Genomic DNA, 17,486 nt, shown 5'->3' with positions numbered 1-17,486 from the left:
AAAGACTTGGGCTTTTTTACGCCTGTAGGAAAGTGGATCTATAGCGTTGATAGGCGTGAATTTATGTCTGCAGGAAAGTAGGTCTATGGCGTTGATAGATATGAATTTATGCTGAATGACACTGCGGAGTAGTCGTTCAGTGGGTTAGGCTATTCTTTAAAACCTTGGCGGCCAGTCACGCCGGGGGCGTGTCGCTCTCAAGGTGAATAGAAAGTCCCGTCCACTCCGCCACTATACTAAGCCCAAGTCGAAAGACTTGGGCTTTTTTACGTCTGTAGGAAAGTGGATCTATGGCGTTGATAGGCGTGAATTTATGTCTGTAGGAAAGTAGGTCTATGGCGTTGATAGATATGAATTTATGCTGAATAGACACTGCGGAGTAGTCGTTCAGTTGGTTAGGCTATTCTTTAAAATCTTGGCGGCCAGTCACGCCGGGGACGTGTTGCTCTCAAGGTGAATAGAAAGTCCAGTCCACTCCGCCACTATACTAAGCCCAAGTCGAAAGACTTGGGCTTTTGTACGTCTGTAGGAAAGTAGCACTATGGTGTTGATAGGCATGAATTGATAACTGTACTACTGCTGATCTTTTAATTTTTGCGCAGCTTTATCCTTTGCTTCTTCCACTTTCGCCCTCTCAATCATCGGTGTAATCGTTGAACCTTGAATCAAGATAGAAAAAATAACCACCGCATAGGTCATCACGAGAATAATTTCTCTGACATCAATCTGCTTATCAGGAACAACCATGATGCCAGCAGGGATTGATAACGCCATCGCAATCGCAAGGCCACCACGCAAGCCACCCCAAGTAAGAATTCTCACCGACCATGGATTATAAGAACGAAAACGCTTAAAACCTTGATAAGGAAGTAGAATACTTAAATAACGAGCGATGAGAACTAAAGGCACAGCAATAAACATCACAATCCAATCTTCTTGATGGAATTGGAACAGTAGCATAGACATACCAATCAATAAGAATAAGATACTGTTCAAGTACTCATCAATCAACTCCCAGAACTGATCAAGGTGCCCTTCGCTCTCTTTGGTAAAAGCAACAAATCGCGTCCAGTTACCAATCAAAATACCAGAAGAGACCATGGCGAGAGGACCGGATACTTCCAGTATATCTGCAACGACAAACCCTGTTGTTGGAATAAGGATTGTTAGCATTAATTCCATCGAGTGATCATCGGTAGCTTTAATTAAATAATGGAAAATCAAACCGAGTATCAATCCATACACAATACCGCCTACCGCTTCCTGCATAAACATCATACTGACACTGCCAATCGTTGGCTCTTCATGGTTAAACGCAATCGCAAATAGTGTCCCAAAGATAACCAAGCCAAAACCATCATTAAATAGCGACTCACCTTCAATTTGAGTAGAAATTCTTTCCGGAGCATTAAGGTTTTTTACAATAGCCAATACTGCAATGGGATCGGTAGGGGAGATTAATGCCCCAAATAATAAGCAGTAGATTAAATCAAATGGAATACCAATGAGCTGACAAATCCCGTACAGCACAAAGCCAATAAAGAAGGTTGAAAATAATGTCGCCCCTAAGGCTAGCGTAGTGATTTCCCACTTTTGATCTTTAAAGTGACTTAATTTGACACCAAGTCCCCCGGCAAACAACAAGAATCCTAGAATGCCTTTAAGTAAAAAATCTTCAAAATTAATCTTTGCCATCGTTGTAGAGGCAATATTATCAAGCTCGAACCACCCATTTTGACCGGCAATTATGATGATTAATGATAAAATGATCGAGCCCGCTGTTATCGCGATTGTGGTTTGCATACGACCAATTTTATTATTGATAAATGCCATGAGCATAGCAATAGCTGATAAAATACACAGGATGTAATAGACGGACATGTTCTCTTCTTATTTTGTAACGAAATGTTAAGGGAATTTTCGTATCAACTCAGAGAAATAGCAAACGGATTTTACTTTTTATTGCCATAGAATATTCACCAGAAATTAACACTTCAAAGTGCATTTAGACGTCTAGATTTCTGTTTGTTCTGTGATAGGATGTGAAGATAACTTAAGGAATGAGGTGCATCGTGGGAAGTAATAAAAAAGCGCAATTAGCAGCACAATTGAAACAGAAAATAATGCTTATCGATGGTGGTATGGGTACCATGATCCAAGGTTATCAGTTAGAAGAAGCTGATTATCGCGGTGAGCGTTTTGCTGATTGGCATTCCGACCTCAAAGGAAACAACGATTTATTAGTTTTAACTCAGCCAAGCATTATTCAGGGCATTCATAACGAATACCTAGAAGCTGGCGCTGATATTCTAGAAACCAATACCTTCAATGCCACGACGATTGCGATGGCTGATTACGACATGGAAAGTTTAAGCTATGAGATTAACCTTGTAGCCGCGCAGCTTGCCCGTGAAGCTGCCGATAAATGGACAGAAAAGACCCCCGATAAACCACGTTATGTTGCCGGTGTATTAGGTCCAACGAACCGAACTTGTTCACTTTCCCCTGATGTGAACGATCCTGGCTTTCGTAATGTCTCTTTCGATGAACTGGTTGTTGCCTATTCAGAATCAACGCGCGCTTTAATTGCTGGCGGCGCAGACATCATATTAATTGAAACCATCTTTGATACCTTGAATGCCAAGGCGTGTTCTTTTGCCGTTGAGTCAGTATTTGAAGAACTTGGTTTTGAGCTGCCCGTCATGATTTCAGGCACGATTACCGATGCCTCTGGTCGTACTCTTTCAGGACAAACCACTGAAGCTTTCTATAATGCCATGCGACACGTTAAGCCGATCTCATTTGGTCTTAACTGTGCACTGGGTCCTGATGAGCTACGCCCGTATGTCGCGGAGCTATCTCGCATCTCTGAAACTTTTACTTCTGCGCACCCTAACGCTGGTCTACCGAATGCGTTTGGTGAATATGACCTCTCACCAGAAGAGATGGCAGAGCATGTTGCAGAGTGGGCACAAAGCGGTTACTTAAACTTAATTGGTGGCTGTTGTGGTACGACGCCAGAGCATATTCGTCAGATGGCTCAAGTCGTTGAAGGGGTTCAGCCTCGCCCACTGCCAGAGCTAAAAGTGGCGTGTCGATTGTCGGGATTAGAGCCGCTAACCATCGAAAAAGAATCCCTATTTGTTAACGTTGGTGAGCGTACCAATGTAACAGGCTCAGCGCGTTTTAAACGTTTAATCAAAGAAGAGTTGTATGATGAAGCGCTAGAAGTTGCCCGTGAGCAAGTTGAAAATGGCGCACAAATCATCGATATCAACATGGATGAAGGGATGCTCGATGCCGAAGCTTGCATGGTTAAATTCCTTAATCTGTGTGCCTCTGAACCAGAAATATCCAAAGTGCCTGTTATGGTCGACTCATCAAAATGGGAAGTGATCGAAGCGGGTCTTAAGTGTATTCAAGGTAAGGGCATCGTTAACTCTATCTCGCTGAAAGAAGGCAAAGAGAAGTTCATCCATCAAGCAAAACTGATCCGTCGTTATGGCGCAGCTGTGATTGTGATGGCCTTTGATGAAGCTGGTCAAGCCGATACCCGTGAGCGTAAAGTTGAAATCTGTACCAATGCCTACCGAATATTAGTCGATGAGGTTGGCTTCCCGCCTGAAGATATTATTTTTGACCCTAATATCTTTGCGGTTGCGACCGGAATTGATGAGCATAATAACTACGCGGTTGATTTTATTGAAGCGGTTGCCGAGATAAAACAGACACTGCCTCATGCGATGATTTCAGGTGGCGTATCCAACGTCTCTTTCTCTTTCCGTGGCAACAACTATGTCCGTGAAGCGATTCATGCAGTATTCCTTTACCACTGCTTTAAAAACGGTATGGATATGGGTATCGTCAATGCCGGTCAATTAGAGATCTACGATAACGTCCCAGAAGAGTTGCGTGAAGCGGTGGAAGATGTGGTGCTTAACCGCCGTGATGATTCCACCGAACGTCTACTTGATATTGCGACCGAATTTTTAGAACGTGCCGTTGGTAAAGTTGAAGATAAGTCAGCGCTTGAGTGGCGTACTTGGCCGGTTAAAAAACGTTTAGAGCACTCATTAGTTAAAGGTATTACCGAGTTTATTATTGAAGATACCGAAGAAGCTCGTGCCAATTCAACGCTACCAATTGAAGTGATTGAAGGTCCTTTAATGGATGGTATGAACGTGGTGGGTGACTTGTTTGGTGAAGGTAAGATGTTCCTTCCTCAAGTGGTTAAATCTGCGCGAGTTATGAAGCAAGCCGTTGCCTACCTAGAACCTTATATTGAAGAAACCAAAGCGGTTGGCGCTACGAACGGTAAGATCTTACTTGCGACAGTAAAAGGTGATGTACACGATATTGGTAAAAATATTGTTGGCGTTGTTTTGCAGTGTAATAACTATGAGATCATCGATTTAGGCGTGATGGTGCCATGCGAAAAAATTCTCAAAGTCGCGATTGAAGAGAACGTTGATATTATCGGACTTTCTGGTCTTATCACGCCTTCGTTGGATGAAATGGTGCATGTGGCTAAAGAGATGGAGCGTCAAGGTTTTGATATTCCATTGCTTATTGGTGGCGCAACCACATCGAAAGCGCATACTGCAGTGAAAATAGAACAAAACTACAATCAGCCGGTTGTGTATGTCAACAACGCATCACGAGCGGTTGGGGTATGTAGCGATCTATTATCGGCAGAGAGAAAGCCCGCCTTTATTGAAAAGCTCGATTTAGATTATGAACGCGTCCGTGAGCAGCACAGCCGTAAAAAGCCACGCACACCACCGGTAACCCTAGAGCAAGCTCGTGCCAATAAAGTCGCCATTGATTGGGATAACTACACGCCGCCGGTTCCTGCAAAGCCAGGTGTTCATATCTTTGAAGCGTTTGATGTTGCTGTCTTGCGTGAGTATATCGACTGGACGCCTTTCTTTATGACATGGACACTAATGGGTAAATACCCTGCCATTTTAGACCATGAAGAAGTGGGTGAAGAAGCGCGTCGTTTATTTAGTGATGCCAATGATTTGCTCGATAGAGTAGAGAAAGAGAAACTGCTCGAAGCGCGTGGTATGTGTGCCTTGTTCCCTGCCGCGAGCACTGGTGATGATATTGAAGTCTACACCGATGAATCACGCACCGAAGTCGCACAGGTATTGTGTAACTTACGTCAGCAAACCAAGAAACCAAAAGGCTTTAACTACTGCCTATCGGATTATATCGCGCCGAAAGAGAGCGGTAAGCCAGATTGGATTGGTGCATTTGCAGTGACGGGTGGGATTGGTGAACGTGAATTGGCGGATGAGTACAAAGCCAATGGTGATGATTACAATGCGATCATGATCCAAGCGGTAGCCGATCGTCTGGCCGAAGCCTTTGCTGAATACTTGCATGCCAAAGTGCGTAAAGAGATCTGGGGTTATGCAGCAGATGAAGCGCTATCAAATGATGATCTTATTCGTGAGAAGTATCAAGGTATTCGCCCAGCGCCAGGTTATCCAGCATGTCCAGAGCACAGTGAAAAAGGACCATTGTGGGATCTTCTTAACGTAGAAGAGGCGATCGGTATGTCATTGACGACCAGTTATGCCATGTGGCCAGGGGCATCGGTTTCTGGTTGGTATTTCTCACATCCTGATGCGCGTTACTTTGCGATTGCTCAGATCCAACAAGATCAAGTAAACAGCTATGCCGATCGTAAAGGCTGGGATTTAGTGACGGCAGAGCGTTGGCTTGGTCCAAACATTAACTAATTATAGCCGTAGTAAATTGCGCTTAGCGTTAGTGAGCGGATGAAAACAAAAAGGCTGCCTTCTTAATAAGAATGGCAGCCTTTTTTATATTGATATTAAAGCGTTATTCCACTTCAAACAGTGCTTTGTGCAGTGTCTGAATGACGTGCTTAGCATCCACTTCATCCACTAAAAAGCAGATATTGTGTGAGCTAGCACCAGAACAAATCATATGCAGATTAAAGTCTTCTAAAGTACCAAATACACGTTTAGCGTAGCCTTTTTGACTGCTCATTTGGTTACCGATTAATGCTACTAAGCTTAGGTTGTGCTCAACGGTAACAGAGCAAAATGCTTCAAGCTCTGCACGTGCAGCAACAGGTAATTCTGGCGCTCCACCTGAAGTATCCGTTTGATCAAGCGTCAACGACACACTCACTTCAGAGGTTGTGATCAGATCCACCGATACCTTATGCTTAGCTAAGATCTTAAAGGCTTCCGCTAAAAATCCGTAGGCATGGAACATATCTGGGCTACGCAGCGTCACTTTAGTTTGGTTATTACGTAATGCTAACGCTCTAAATAAAGGCGCACTTTCCACTTCTTGACGGATCCATGTACCGCCTTGCTCTGGGGCTTTTGATGATCCGACAAACACTGGGATCTGATGACGTAGTGCGGGTAGCAGAGTCGATGGATGAAGGATCTTAGCGCCAAAGTTCGCCATTTCTGATGCTTCACTAAAGCTAATTTCTGCAATTGGCGATGCTTTTGGGGCGATACGTGGGTCTGTCGTGTAGATACCTGGTACATCCGTCCAGATTTCAAGACCGGCTGCTTGGACCGATTCCGCAATTAAAGCAGCACTGTAATCACTGCCGCCACGACCTAACGTAGTGGTGATACCTTCACTGTCTGCGCCAATAAAGCCTTGAGTGATCACCACATGTTTTTGACAAAGTGGTGTCAGTTTTTCTTCTGCCAATTGTGCAATGGTGGCGAGTTCAGGTTCCGCTTTACCATATTCACTATTGGTACGTAAAACATCTCGGATATCAAAACGAACCGCATCGATACCACGCTCTTTCATCAATTGCGTCAGGATATGCGTCGACATTAATTCGCCACATGCGACCAAGTGATCGGTTAGCTTTTTGCTTGATTGGAAAGAGGCAGCTTGAGCGGCGCTTTCTACCGATTCTAAGATATCAACAATCGCAGCATGAACCGGTTCAGCATCGTCAAGTTCACGAATGATCTCGTGATGAATCGCGGTAATTTGCCCGATGAGTTCTAAGCGCTGATTAGCATCGGCGATACCGTTAGCAAGTTGAACCAGTAAATTGGTTACCCCTGAACATGCACTGCTGACAACCAGTTTGATTTTTGGGTTGCTTTCAATAATAGCGGCACAACGGCTCATTGATTCAAAATTAGCCACACTTGTGCCACCAAACTTACTTACAGTGAATGCGCTCACGATAGATATCTCCCTGACTTTCTACAATTAAAATGACACCGATGCTTCAGCGTCGTGATGAATAATGTCTATAGCGAGAAGGGAGCGAGAGGCATGAAAGTGAGTAGACACAAACCTCAGAAGCTCATCACCAGATAGGGCTGGTGACAGTTGAAGGGATTCAGCCCAATCAACCGACAAATCAAAACCAACAACTTTGACTCATCTCGGCATTACTCCCCATCAGTATTTTGTATTAGAGTTGTGGCTCTACAAAACACCTGCCTGGGCAATGCTCCTCTTCTGCTAGATAGCGGTTTCATTGAACGTTTTTGAGTGTAAAAAGTCAATGAAAAAGTGCATAAACCCGACACTATTCATTAACAAAGTTTGAAAGCGCGATTCTCATCATCCCACAATCTCTCTATGCTTTTATTCTCCACGATAAGCGGTTTTACCATTATGTGATGCTCATCAGGTCATACCAGCTTTCTTTGCGCAAAATTCACTATAATCTGTTTAGCTATTGCTCTGCTAAAAGGAAGATATAATGACAATAACGCACTTTATGCCCCCGCATCGTACTTTGATGGGACCGGGGCCTTCAGATATTTCCCCACCCGTTTTACAAGCCTTAAGTCGTCCAACCATCGGGCATTTAGACCCGCTTTTTATTGGGATGATGGATGAAATAAAACAGCTATTAAAATACGCATTTCAGACTGAAAATACCTTTACCATTGCGATCTCTGCGCCAGGCAGTGCGGGAATGGAAGCGTGTTTTGTTAACTTAGTTGAACCGGGCGATAAAGTTATCGTCTGCCGCAATGGTGTCTTCGGTGAGCGCATGCGTGAGAACGTGATTCGCTGTGGTGGTGAAGCGGTGCTGGTGGATGATGAGTGGGGCAAGCCGGTATCCATCGCTAAAGTTGAGCAGGCATTTGAGCAGCATCCCGATGCCAAGATCTTAGCGTTCGTTCACGCAGAAACATCAACGGGAGCATTATCGGATGCACAGGCGTTAAGTAAAATTGCGAAACGATATCAGGCACTAACCATTGTCGATGCGGTGACATCACTCGGTGGCGTCCCTTTGCTGGTGGATGAATGGCAACTCGATGCGGTGTACTCTGGCAGTCAGAAATGCTTATCGTGTGCACCGGGTCTATCGCCACTGACCTTATCTGAAGCGGCAATTGCCAAGATCCACGCACGAACCACACCGATTCAAAGTTGGTTCCTCGATCAGAGTTTAGTCTTAGGCTACTGGAGTGGGGAAGGTAAGCGTAGTTATCACCATACCGCGCCGGTAAATAGCTTATACGCACTGCATGAAGCCTTATTGATGTTGTACACCGAAGGGTTAGAGAGTGCGTGGGCAAGGCATCGCCAAATGCATGAAAAGTTGCGCACGGGATTAGAAGCGTTAGGGATTCGTTTTGTGGTTGAAGAAGCGAGCCGTTTACCACAACTAAATGCGGTATATGTGCCACAAGGTGTTGATGAAGCACAAATTCGTTCGCACTTACTGAATGAATATAATTTAGAGATTGGCGCTGGGCTTGGTGTATTAGCCGGCAAAACGTGGCGAATTGGTTTAATGGGCTATGGAGCACGCAATGAAAATGTTGCCCTATGTTTGCAAGCGCTAGAAGCATCGCTTAAATAACAATCGTCGCGATGAAACTAATCACAGCCCATCTATTTTCTCTATAGTTAAACCTTGCTGTTAGTCATCACTGTTATTGGCTAACTCAGAGCCTTGGCTGCTGCTCTGACTACTGCTTTGACTGGCTGGCGCACTCGATGGTGGTTGGTAGTGGAGTTGTGAAAAATCCTGTTTAGGGAATAGCAGTTCAGCTTCACTACGCACCTGTCGCGCACGACTATCATCACCCAGACCTTGATAAGCTAAGATCAGGTTGCGATAAAAGGCTGGTCTTGGCTTAGATTGAATAATGGTGTTTGACCAATCGACATAAGGCTGTATCAAGGTCTTATCCCCTGAATAGAGTCCCATGCTCAGGTAGGTACTATAAATATTCCAATCGAAACGATCTTTCCATACGACAGGGTTAGAGACTTGGTTAAGGATCTCTGGATCGCGTGGTTGCGACTTTTCAAATTGGGTTAAGACATAATTCGTATGCAGAGCGCTTAGCATGTAGAAAGCTGTGAGTGCTGGTAGCAGCAAGCTTGATACACGCAGTAACGTTTTTGAGACGATGCTAAAAGGCACGGTTCTATATTGAGATGAACGTTGATCAACCCAGTAAATTAAGATGATAAAAGTGATCCAGTGAACCGCAGAGTGATAAAACGGATACTCCAATTGTGAATGAACCACGATAGGAATAAAGAGCGCAAAGGTCGCTAATCGAGTGCCTTGGTTATTGGTCTGTATACGACTCAACACAAGATAGGCAGCAAGTAAAATCCCCACAATCGGAATTAATCCACCTTCAACAGCCCAGAACAATAGCTCATTATGAGGGTGATCCATCGCCGGTAAACCCGCAGGATAATTGATATTCAGTTGATGCTGTCTGGCGGTGTAAAGAATGTATTGTGATTCGAATTTACCATAGCCATAGCCTGTAAATGGTTTCTCAATCGCCATATCCAGTGCTTGTGGAAAGGTGTAAGTACGCGGGGTATCGAAATCCGCTTTTTTGATCACCGCTTCACTTTTTCCTTGGCTGGCTAAAAGTCCCCAACCGAGAATTAAGCCTGCGACCAGTGACCCCGTCCAACCTAAAAAGCGCCTTAATGAGGTGTATTTATGGATATAAGGCAAGATACAGATGATGCCGAGCACAGCTGTTAACCAACCAGTACGTGAAGCAAGTACGATCAATAAAGGAATCGTCACCGCTGGGATCACATACAAGATAATAATATCACTGATCTTATGATGATATTTCGTGTCTGGCTGACGAGCAAGTAAGTAGCCAGAGACAATCAAGCCCGTCGCTAAGAAACTCGCCATCACATTCTTCTGTTGAAAAATACCGGAAGGGAAATTGGCAACCGTGTTATAGCCAAACATATTGCCTGGCTCAAGTAAGGTGTATTGGTAGAGACCAAACAGAGCTTGTATTAAGGTCGCTAAAACAATAAACCACAATAAGCGCTGTTTATGACGATTACTAAAGCGAAACTGCTGCAGTAAAACAAATAGAGCTAATCCTGCCCATAAGCCGAATAGACGCGGAGCAGTGGCAGAGATATCCGCATTGGGAAAGCAGATGGGTAGCGACATGATAAGCGCACTGATCAGCAGTCCTATCGTTAACTTTGAATAGCGTAATACACGATTGGTGGCGAGTTGATAACAGCCGATGGCAATCGTGATACTCAGTGCAAGCCAAGTGGTTGGGTTAAATGAGAGCGCAAGCCCTGACCCACCTGGATTCGGCATAAAAAAGTGCATCGCGACTAAAAATATTACGCCAATCGAGGCTAGAAATACTTTATTTAGTGGAACAGATTCCTGTTGAGGTTCTAGTTGAGTGCCGTTGACGTGTACCGTGGCCATAGTTATTCGCTTCCCAGATAAAATGAAACCAGCAGCGGTGAATAATTACCATGCTGCTGGTTTGTCTATCTTACTGGTTTTTTCTATTTCAACATAGGCTTAAGAAAGTGTGCAGTGTGAGAACCTTCAACTTTAATCACATCTTCAGGCGTACCTTGTGCCACAATCTCACCACCGCCTTGTCCACCTTCAGGTCCCAGGTCGATGATCCAATCTGAAGTCTTAATCACATCTAAATTATGCTCAATGACGACAACGGTATTACCACGTTCACGCAGGCGATGTAGTACCACTAACAACTGCTGAATATCATGGAAATGCAGACCGGTTGTTGGCTCATCTAAGATATATAAAGTTTTCCCTGTGTCGCGTTTAGATAGCTCACGAGCCAGTTTAACTCGTTGCGCTTCACCACCAGAAAGCGTGGTTGCTGCTTGACCAAGGCGAATGTAAGACAAGCCGACATCCATTAAGGTTTGCAGTCGACGAGCAATCACTGGCACGGGTTGGAAGAAGAGATGAGCATCTTCAACGGTCATCGCCAGCACTTCATCAATGGTTTTGCCTTTATAGCGTACCTCTAATGTTTCACGGTTATAGCGTTTGCCTTTACATACATCGCACGGAACATAGACATCAGGTAAGAAGTGCATCTCAACCTTAATCACGCCATCTCCCTGACACGCTTCACAGCGACCACCACGTACGTTGAAACTAAAGCGACCAGGTTTATAGCCACGTGAACGCGACTCTTGTGTGCCTGCAAACAGTTCTCGGATCGGAGTGAAGATCCCAGTGTAAGTCGCAGGGTTAGAACGCGGCGTGCGACCAATTGGGCTTTGATCAATATCGATAACCTTATCAAAATGCTCAAGACCTTTAATATCTTTAAAAGGCGCTGGCTCTGAGGTCGTCGCACCATTTAAACGGGTATGAGCAATCTTAAAGAAGGTGTCATTAATTAAGGTTGATTTACCAGAGCCTGAAACGCCAGTCACACAGGTAAATAACCCCACTGGAATAGAGACGGTGACCTCTTTTAAATTGTTGCCAGTTGCGCCAATGATCTGCACCACTTTCTTTTTATCGATAGGGGTACGATTTTCTGGAATAGCAATGGATTTTGCACCACTTAAATATTGCCCAGTCAGTGATTTAGGCTCTGCAAGAATGTCATCCATCGTACCTTCGGCAACCACAAAGCCACCGTGAACACCAGCGCCAGGACCAATATCAATCACATGATCAGCGGTGCGGATCGCATCTTCATCGTGCTCAACAACGATAACGGTATTACCCAGATCACGCAGATGGGTTAAGGTTTTTAATAAGCGTTCGTTGTCTCGCTGGTGGAGACCGATCGATGGCTCATCCAGTACGTACATCACGCCAACTAATCCTGCTCCGATTTGGCTGGCAAGACGGATACGTTGCGCTTCACCGCCCGATAATGTCTCAGCGCTGCGTGATAAGTTAAGGTAATTAAGCCCAACATTGATTAAAAAGTGCAGGCGGTCGTTGATCTCTTTAAGAACTTTATCGGCAATCTGTGCACGTTGACCGGTGAGCGCTAAGTTTTGGAAGAACAGCATCGCATCGCTGATACTCATTTCAACAATTTCAGGCAGCGGTGTTTGATCGATAAATACATTGCGAGATTCAATGCGCAGGCGAGTACCATCACAGCTTGAGCACGATTTGGTCGCAATGTATTTAGCCAGATCTTCACGTACCGAGTTTGATTCGGTCTCACGGTAGCGACGCTCAAGGGTATTTAAGATGCCTTCAAAAGGGTGGCTCTTGATACGTAGGTCGCCACGATCATTGACGTATTTAAACTCAATTTCCGTTCGCCCTGAGCCTGTTAATATGATGTCTTGGATCTTTTTCGGTAAGCTTTTAAATGGCGCAAAGAGATCAAAACCATAGTGTTCAGAAAGCGATGTGAGCATTTGGAAGTAGTAGTAATTCTTTTGATCCCAACCTTTGATCGCGCCCTCGGCAATACTGAGATTGTTATCTAAGATCACGCGACTCGCTTCAAAGTATTGTTGTACACCAAGCCCGTCACACGTCCCGCACGCACCGGCTGGGTTGTTAAAGGAGAACATACGTGGTTCAAGTTCTTGCACGCTATAGCCACAATGAGGGCAGGCAAAGTTAGCCGAGAACATGATGTCATCTTGATCGCTTTGATCCATCCAAGTCACGCTGACAATACCACCAGACAGCTCAAGTGCGGTTTCAAATGATTCCGCGAGACGTTGGTTTAGATCTGGGCGAACCTTAAAGCGATCGACCACAACTTCGATGGTGTGCTTCTTATGCAGTTCAAGGGTTGGTGGATCGGAGAGATCACACACTTCACCATCGATTCTTGCGCGGATAAAACCTTGAGCAACCAGATTTTCAAGCGTCTTAACATGCTCACCTTTACGCTCTTTAACGATCTGAGCGAGCAGCATCATTTTCGAACCTTCAGGCAACTCAAGCACTTTATCAACCATTTGGCTGACGGTTTGCGCGGCAAGTGGTGTATGGTGTTCTGGGCAGCGAGGTTCACCAACACGTGCGTATAATAATCTTAAATAATCATAGACTTCAGTAATCGTACCTACGGTTGAACGTGGGTTGTGAGAGGTCGATTTTTGCTCGATAGAAATAGCAGGAGAAAGCCCTTCGATATGATCGACATCAGGCTTTTCCATCAAAGACAAAAATTGACGAGCATAGGCAGACAGGGATTCAACATAACGGCGCTGGCCTTCAGCATACAAGGTATCAAAAGCTAAAGAAGATTTACCAGAACCAGAAAGACCTGTGATAACAATTAACTTATCGCGTGGAATGGTTAAGTTAATGTCTTTTAAATTATGGGTTCGAGCGCCCCTTACTTCTATTTTATCCATCTTTAATGCTCAGCTATGATCAGAAGAATAAGTATTACACAGTGTTGGAGTTGTGCAAAGAATACTGGATAAAAAAACAGTTGGCTGGTGGTGAATTCGCCTTTTTTCTCTGTTTATTACTGATATTTAATTGTCAATTCTGGTCTTAACTTCGTACACTGTTATAACATGGTGTTTACAACTAAAGGGTGGTGTAATGTCTCAACAAGGTTCGGCTGGTAATGTGTTAGCAGCGATTGCAAGTTTATTCTTTCCGGGTTTAGGTCAGTTGGTGCAGGGGCGTTTTCTCGCAGCGCTACTCTTTTTCTGTATTACGGTGGTGTGCTACTTTTTCTGGGTACTGATTATTCCGGCAATTATCGGCGCGCTGTTTCACCTCTGGAGCATTATTGATGCTGCGAAGTTTAAAGCGAATGGGTAAATAGGAGTGATGATGAAAAAACGGATTTTATTGGCAGTGGTCAGCGCAAGTTTATTATTGGGTGGCTGTCAAAGTGCTTATTATGGTGCGATGGAAAAAGTGGGTTACCACAAGCGCGATATTATGGTCGATCGAGTGGAAGAGGCTAAAGAGTCACAAGAAGAGGCACAAGCGCAATTTAGTTCCGCGCTGGAAGAGATGCAGGCTTTATTGACTTTTGATGGTGGCGATTTAGAAACGGCATACAATAAAGCGAAAGATGAGTATGAATCGGCGCAGTCGGCAGCGGATGATGTCAGTAATCGCATTGATAAAGTAGAAGAGGTCGCAGAGGCGTTATTTGTTGAGTGGGATGATGAAATCCAAGAAATCAGCAAAGCGAGCTTACGTAGTAGCAGTATGAATAAGTTGAGGGAAACTCAGCGTTCTTATACTTCGTTAGTGCAAGGTATGCGTCGCGCTGAAGCGAAAATGCCACCAATCTTAACTGCGATGAAAGACAATATGCTCTACTTAAAGCACAACCTGAATGCGCAGGCGGTTGGGGCGATTGAAGGTGAGTTTGATAGTTTGCAGGCTGATATTACGAGCTTAATCGATGAGATGAATAAGTCGATTGCAGAGTCTAATGAGTTTATTGCTGCGATGGATCCTGGTGCACAGTAGCCGATTTTATTGGCACTATCAGCAGCTATCACATCGTTATCAATGACTGGATGAAAAATAGGCGCCAAGATAGCGAAATACTTATCTTGGCGCCTTTTTAATGCTCAGCCTAGTTTTTATGTGGTCAAAAACCCAGTTTGTGTATGGTTATTAACCTATTTGCATAAATCTAGAAATTACGCTTCTTTGGTCGTTGAGTGCTTATCTAGCTCAACTTTCGTTTTGTCTTTTTTGTATAGGTTTTCAAAGCAGTAGTTTGTTGCTTCGATGTAACCTTCTACGCTACCACAGTCAAAACGTTGACCTTTAAATTTGTACGCTAATACACAACCTGATTTCGCTTGTTTTAGCAGAGCGTCAGTGATTTGGATTTCACCACCTTTGCCTGGTTCTGTTTGCTCAATCAGCTCAAAAATATCCGGTGTTAAGATGTAACGACCGATAATAGCAAGGTTGCTTGGCGCGGTACCTGGTTCTGGTTTTTCTACCATGTCATCTACACGGAAAAGATCGTCTTTGATCATTTCGCCAGAGATCACACCGTACTTGTGAGTTTCGTCTTCTGGAACTTCTTGTACCGCAACGATAGAGCAGCGGAACTGTTTGTACAGTGCGACCATTTGCGCCAGTACACCTTGCTGCTCATTGACACACAAGTCATCGGCAAGTACGACAGCAAAAGGTTCGTCACCAACAAGCTCACGACCGGTTAGGATCGCATGACCCAGACCTTTCATTTCGCGCTGGCGGATGTAAGTGAAGTGCGCAGAATCAATGATGCCGCGAATTTCATCTAACAATTCTTCTTTGTTAGTGCCGCTAATTTGGTGCTCAAGCTCGTAGTTTTTATCGAAGTGATCCATGATCGAGTGTTTGCCACGACCCGTCACAATGCACATGCCGTCCATACCCGCTTGAATTGCTTCTTCCACACCATATTCAATCAGTGGTTTGTTCACTACTGGCATCATTTCCTTCGGCATTGACTTAGTAGCCGGTAAGAAACGAGTGCCATAGCCAGCTGCCGGGAAAAGGCATTTTTTAATCATGATAAAGCCCTTTATCTATTTATATTTAAGTTATTTTACTCACTTTAACATGGTTTAATTGACAGTAAAATTAATCCAATATCTAGATGGAAAAAAGTGTGAATAATTTACCTATCTATTGATAAAAAAGGGTAATGATTAGTTGGTGTTTCTTTTCGCCCACACTTGTGCCTGGCTGCGATTGCGAACTGATATTTTTCGATAAATACTGGCAAGGTGAGATTTGACGGTATAGATGCTGATATTCAATTCCTCAGCAATATCGTGTGTCGGCATATCAACTTTTAAATACTCGAGAACTTCAGATTCACGCAGAGAAAGTGGATGTTTGAGTTCGGCCGGTGAAACGCCAAGCCCTTGCCGGTAAGCATGTAGGATCTGAGCGCAAATCTCACGTGGCAGCCAATCGACACCAGATAAAATAGAATGAAACCCACGCACAATATCGCGGTAAGGTGTCTCTTTATAAAAGAAGCCTTTTAAGTGGTTAAAGGTCATCAAATCTTTTGTTGTTAAGCGCCTCTCTACGTTAAAGAGTACAACTTCATAGTTTTGATGTAATAGGTGTAAGTTGGGTTGCTTCTCAAGGAAAAGTGCATAACGGCTATAGTCGATAATTAAAATGCGATAAAAATGCTGCGCACTCGGACCTTGAATTGAATAGGGACTGAGGTTCTCGATAGGGGTATTGAACTCATTCATGAGGCGATGAATAAAGAGGTTGTGCTCGTTATCATTATTAGTCAAAAAGTACATTTTGCGCGAGCGAGTTAATAAGGTCATCGTTTTTTCCTTGCTAAAAATGGACCGTTAACCTGTCAGTAATAGCGAGGGATTTATAATTTCACGGCCTTTTTTTGTGACTAGCAATGAAGCGTCATGTAACTGATAGCTTTGTTACTTAGGTTTTTATTATCTGGCGCAAAGTTTTCACACGCTAGTGGTGAGTTCTGTTCTAAAATTAATAACAATACGATTGAGTTTTTCATAATAGCAAAGCGTGTTATTCTTATGCGCTCAAATTTAAATATGCAGCAACCAGAACGGAGCAAGACATGGCAAGCCGTGGAGTAAACAAAGTTATTTTAGTGGGTAATTTAGGTAATGACCCTGAAATTCGTTATATGCCAAGTGGCGGTGCCGTGGCGAACATCACAATTGCTACGTCTGAGTCATGGCGTGATAAAGCAACTGGCGAACAGCGTGAAAAAACAGAATGGCACCGTGTTGCTCTGTTTGGCAAGCTAGCTGAAGTTGCGGGTGAATACCTACGTAAAGGCTCTCAAGTTTACATTGAAGGTCAACTACAAACGCGTAAGTGGCAAGATCAAAGCGGTCAAGATCGTTACACGACAGAAGTGGTTGTTCAAGGCTTCAACGGTGTAATGCAAATGCTTGGCGGTCGTGGTCAAGGTGGCGGTCAGAACATGGGCGGTCAACCACAGCAGCAACAGCAAGGTGGATGGGGTCAGCCTCAACAACCACAACAGCAGGCTGCACCACAATACCAAGCGCCTCAACAGCAAGCACCACAACAACAAGCGCCTCAAAAGCCTCAGCAGCAGTACAATGAGCCGCCAATGGACTTCGACGACGATATCCCGTTCTAGCTCCTATATAAATTAAAAGTGTAAATAAAAAGATAAATTTACACCTAAATTGATTCTAACCCAGCATTTTTGCTGGGTTTTTTTATTTCTGTCACTTTTGCTGTT

At 44.1% G+C, this 17,486-nt stretch carries 11 protein-coding genes and 1 riboswitch; of the genes, 5 read left to right on the top strand and 6 right to left on the bottom strand.

Annotated elements, in window-relative coordinates; all coding sequences use genetic code 11:
• Nucleotides 1-573 precede the first annotated feature (573 nt).
• Nucleotides 574-1,881 carry a sodium:proton antiporter gene (locus BCU68_RS15485; RefSeq protein WP_102565637.1) on the bottom strand — a complete coding sequence of 436 codons (1,308 nt, stop codon included), beginning with the start codon at nt 1,879-1,881 and terminating at the stop codon, nt 574-576.
• A 191-nt stretch (nt 1,882-2,072) separates the two neighbouring features.
• Here BCU68_RS15485 and metH point away from each other — a divergent pair, with 191 nt between their 5' ends.
• The gene (gene metH, locus BCU68_RS15480) at nt 2,073-5,750 is read left to right on the top strand and encodes a methionine synthase (RefSeq protein ID WP_102565636.1); all 3,678 of its coding nucleotides are present in this window, start codon (nt 2,073-2,075) and stop codon (nt 5,748-5,750) included.
• A 103-nt stretch (nt 5,751-5,853) separates the two neighbouring features.
• Here the strand turns inward: metH and lysC are convergent, their stop codons facing one another.
• Nucleotides 5,854-7,209: a lysine-sensitive aspartokinase 3 gene (gene lysC, locus BCU68_RS15475; protein WP_102565635.1), complete on the bottom strand. Its 1,356-nt coding sequence runs from the start codon at nt 7,207-7,209 to the stop codon at nt 5,854-5,856.
• A 112-nt stretch (nt 7,210-7,321) separates the two neighbouring features.
• Nucleotides 7,322-7,499: riboswitch (Lysine riboswitch) on the bottom strand.
• 239 nt (nt 7,500-7,738) lie between these two features.
• Here lysC and BCU68_RS15470 point away from each other — a divergent pair.
• Nucleotides 7,739-8,857: an alanine--glyoxylate aminotransferase family protein gene (locus BCU68_RS15470; RefSeq protein ID WP_102565634.1), complete on the top strand. Its 1,119-nt coding sequence runs from the start codon at nt 7,739-7,741 to the stop codon at nt 8,855-8,857.
• 60 nt (nt 8,858-8,917) lie between these two features.
• On the opposite strand, the gene BCU68_RS15465 is transcribed toward BCU68_RS15470, so the two are convergent.
• Both BCU68_RS15465 and uvrA read right to left on the bottom strand, forming a co-directional pair.
• Nucleotides 8,918-10,726, bottom strand: a complete 1,809-nt coding sequence (locus BCU68_RS15465) for a PglL family O-oligosaccharyltransferase (protein ID WP_102565633.1) — start codon at nt 10,724-10,726, stop codon at nt 8,918-8,920.
• A gap of 83 nt (nt 10,727-10,809) precedes the next feature.
• On the bottom strand, nt 10,810-13,635 hold the full coding sequence (gene uvrA, locus BCU68_RS15460; RefSeq protein ID WP_102565632.1) for an excinuclease ABC subunit UvrA: 2,826 nt from the start codon (nt 13,633-13,635) through the stop codon (nt 10,810-10,812).
• Nucleotides 13,636-13,831: 196 nt separating this feature from the next.
• Here uvrA and BCU68_RS15455 point away from each other — a divergent pair, with 196 nt between their 5' ends.
• Together BCU68_RS15455 and BCU68_RS15450 are read left to right on the top strand one after the other, a co-directional pair.
• Nucleotides 13,832-14,056 carry a hypothetical protein gene (locus tag BCU68_RS15455; protein WP_102565631.1) on the top strand — a complete coding sequence of 75 codons (225 nt, stop codon included), beginning with the start codon at nt 13,832-13,834 and terminating at the stop codon, nt 14,054-14,056.
• 12 nt (nt 14,057-14,068) lie between these two features.
• A complete protein-coding gene (locus tag BCU68_RS15450) occupies nt 14,069-14,722 on the top strand; it encodes a DUF2959 domain-containing protein (RefSeq protein WP_102565630.1) in 654 nt (217 codons plus the stop codon).
• Nucleotides 14,723-14,898: 176 nt separating this feature from the next.
• Here BCU68_RS15450 and galU read toward each other — a convergent pair whose 3' ends face one another.
• The gene (galU, locus tag BCU68_RS15445) at nt 14,899-15,771 is read right to left on the bottom strand and encodes a UTP--glucose-1-phosphate uridylyltransferase GalU (protein WP_102565629.1); all 873 of its coding nucleotides are present in this window, start codon (nt 15,769-15,771) and stop codon (nt 14,899-14,901) included.
• 138 nt (nt 15,772-15,909) lie between these two features.
• Nucleotides 15,910-16,554 (bottom strand): LuxR C-terminal-related transcriptional regulator, encoded by a 645-nt coding sequence (locus BCU68_RS15440; RefSeq protein WP_102565628.1) that lies wholly within the window; start codon nt 16,552-16,554, stop codon nt 15,910-15,912.
• Between the two features lie 272 nt (nt 16,555-16,826).
• On the opposite strand from BCU68_RS15440, the gene BCU68_RS15435 reads away from it, so the two are divergent.
• The gene (locus tag BCU68_RS15435) at nt 16,827-17,381 is read left to right on the top strand and encodes a single-stranded DNA-binding protein (protein WP_102565627.1); all 555 of its coding nucleotides are present in this window, start codon (nt 16,827-16,829) and stop codon (nt 17,379-17,381) included.
• Nucleotides 17,382-17,486 lie beyond the last annotated feature (105 nt).

The organism is Vibrio sp. 10N.286.49.B3, from assembly GCF_002873395.1.
Lineage (GTDB): Bacteria > Pseudomonadota > Gammaproteobacteria > Enterobacterales > Vibrionaceae > Vibrio.
The sequence above is the reverse complement of the archived record's forward strand: the minus strand, read 5'-3'. Positions and strand labels throughout refer to the sequence as shown.

Bases quoted from the DNA above. Each gene is read 5' to 3' on its own strand.
- BCU68_RS15435 (WP_102565627.1), top strand. From the start codon at position 16,827: ATGGCAAGCCGTGGAGTAAACAAAGTTATTTTAGTGGGTAATTTAGGT.
- BCU68_RS15465 (WP_102565633.1), bottom strand. From the start codon at position 10,726: ATGGCCACGGTACACGTCAACGGCACTCAACTAGAACCTCAACAGGAA.
- uvrA (WP_102565632.1), bottom strand. From the start codon at position 13,635: ATGGATAAAATAGAAGTAAGGGGCGCTCGAACCCATAATTTAAAAGAC.
- galU (WP_102565629.1), bottom strand. From the start codon at position 15,771: ATGATTAAAAAATGCCTTTTCCCGGCAGCTGGCTATGGCACTCGTTTC.
- BCU68_RS15440 (WP_102565628.1), bottom strand. From the start codon at position 16,554: ATGACCTTATTAACTCGCTCGCGCAAAATGTACTTTTTGACTAATAAT.
- BCU68_RS15470 (WP_102565634.1), top strand. From the start codon at position 7,739: ATGACAATAACGCACTTTATGCCCCCGCATCGTACTTTGATGGGACCG.
- BCU68_RS15485 (WP_102565637.1), bottom strand. From the start codon at position 1,881: ATGTCCGTCTATTACATCCTGTGTATTTTATCAGCTATTGCTATGCTC.
- BCU68_RS15450 (WP_102565630.1), top strand. From the start codon at position 14,069: ATGAAAAAACGGATTTTATTGGCAGTGGTCAGCGCAAGTTTATTATTG.
- BCU68_RS15455 (WP_102565631.1), top strand. From the start codon at position 13,832: ATGTCTCAACAAGGTTCGGCTGGTAATGTGTTAGCAGCGATTGCAAGT.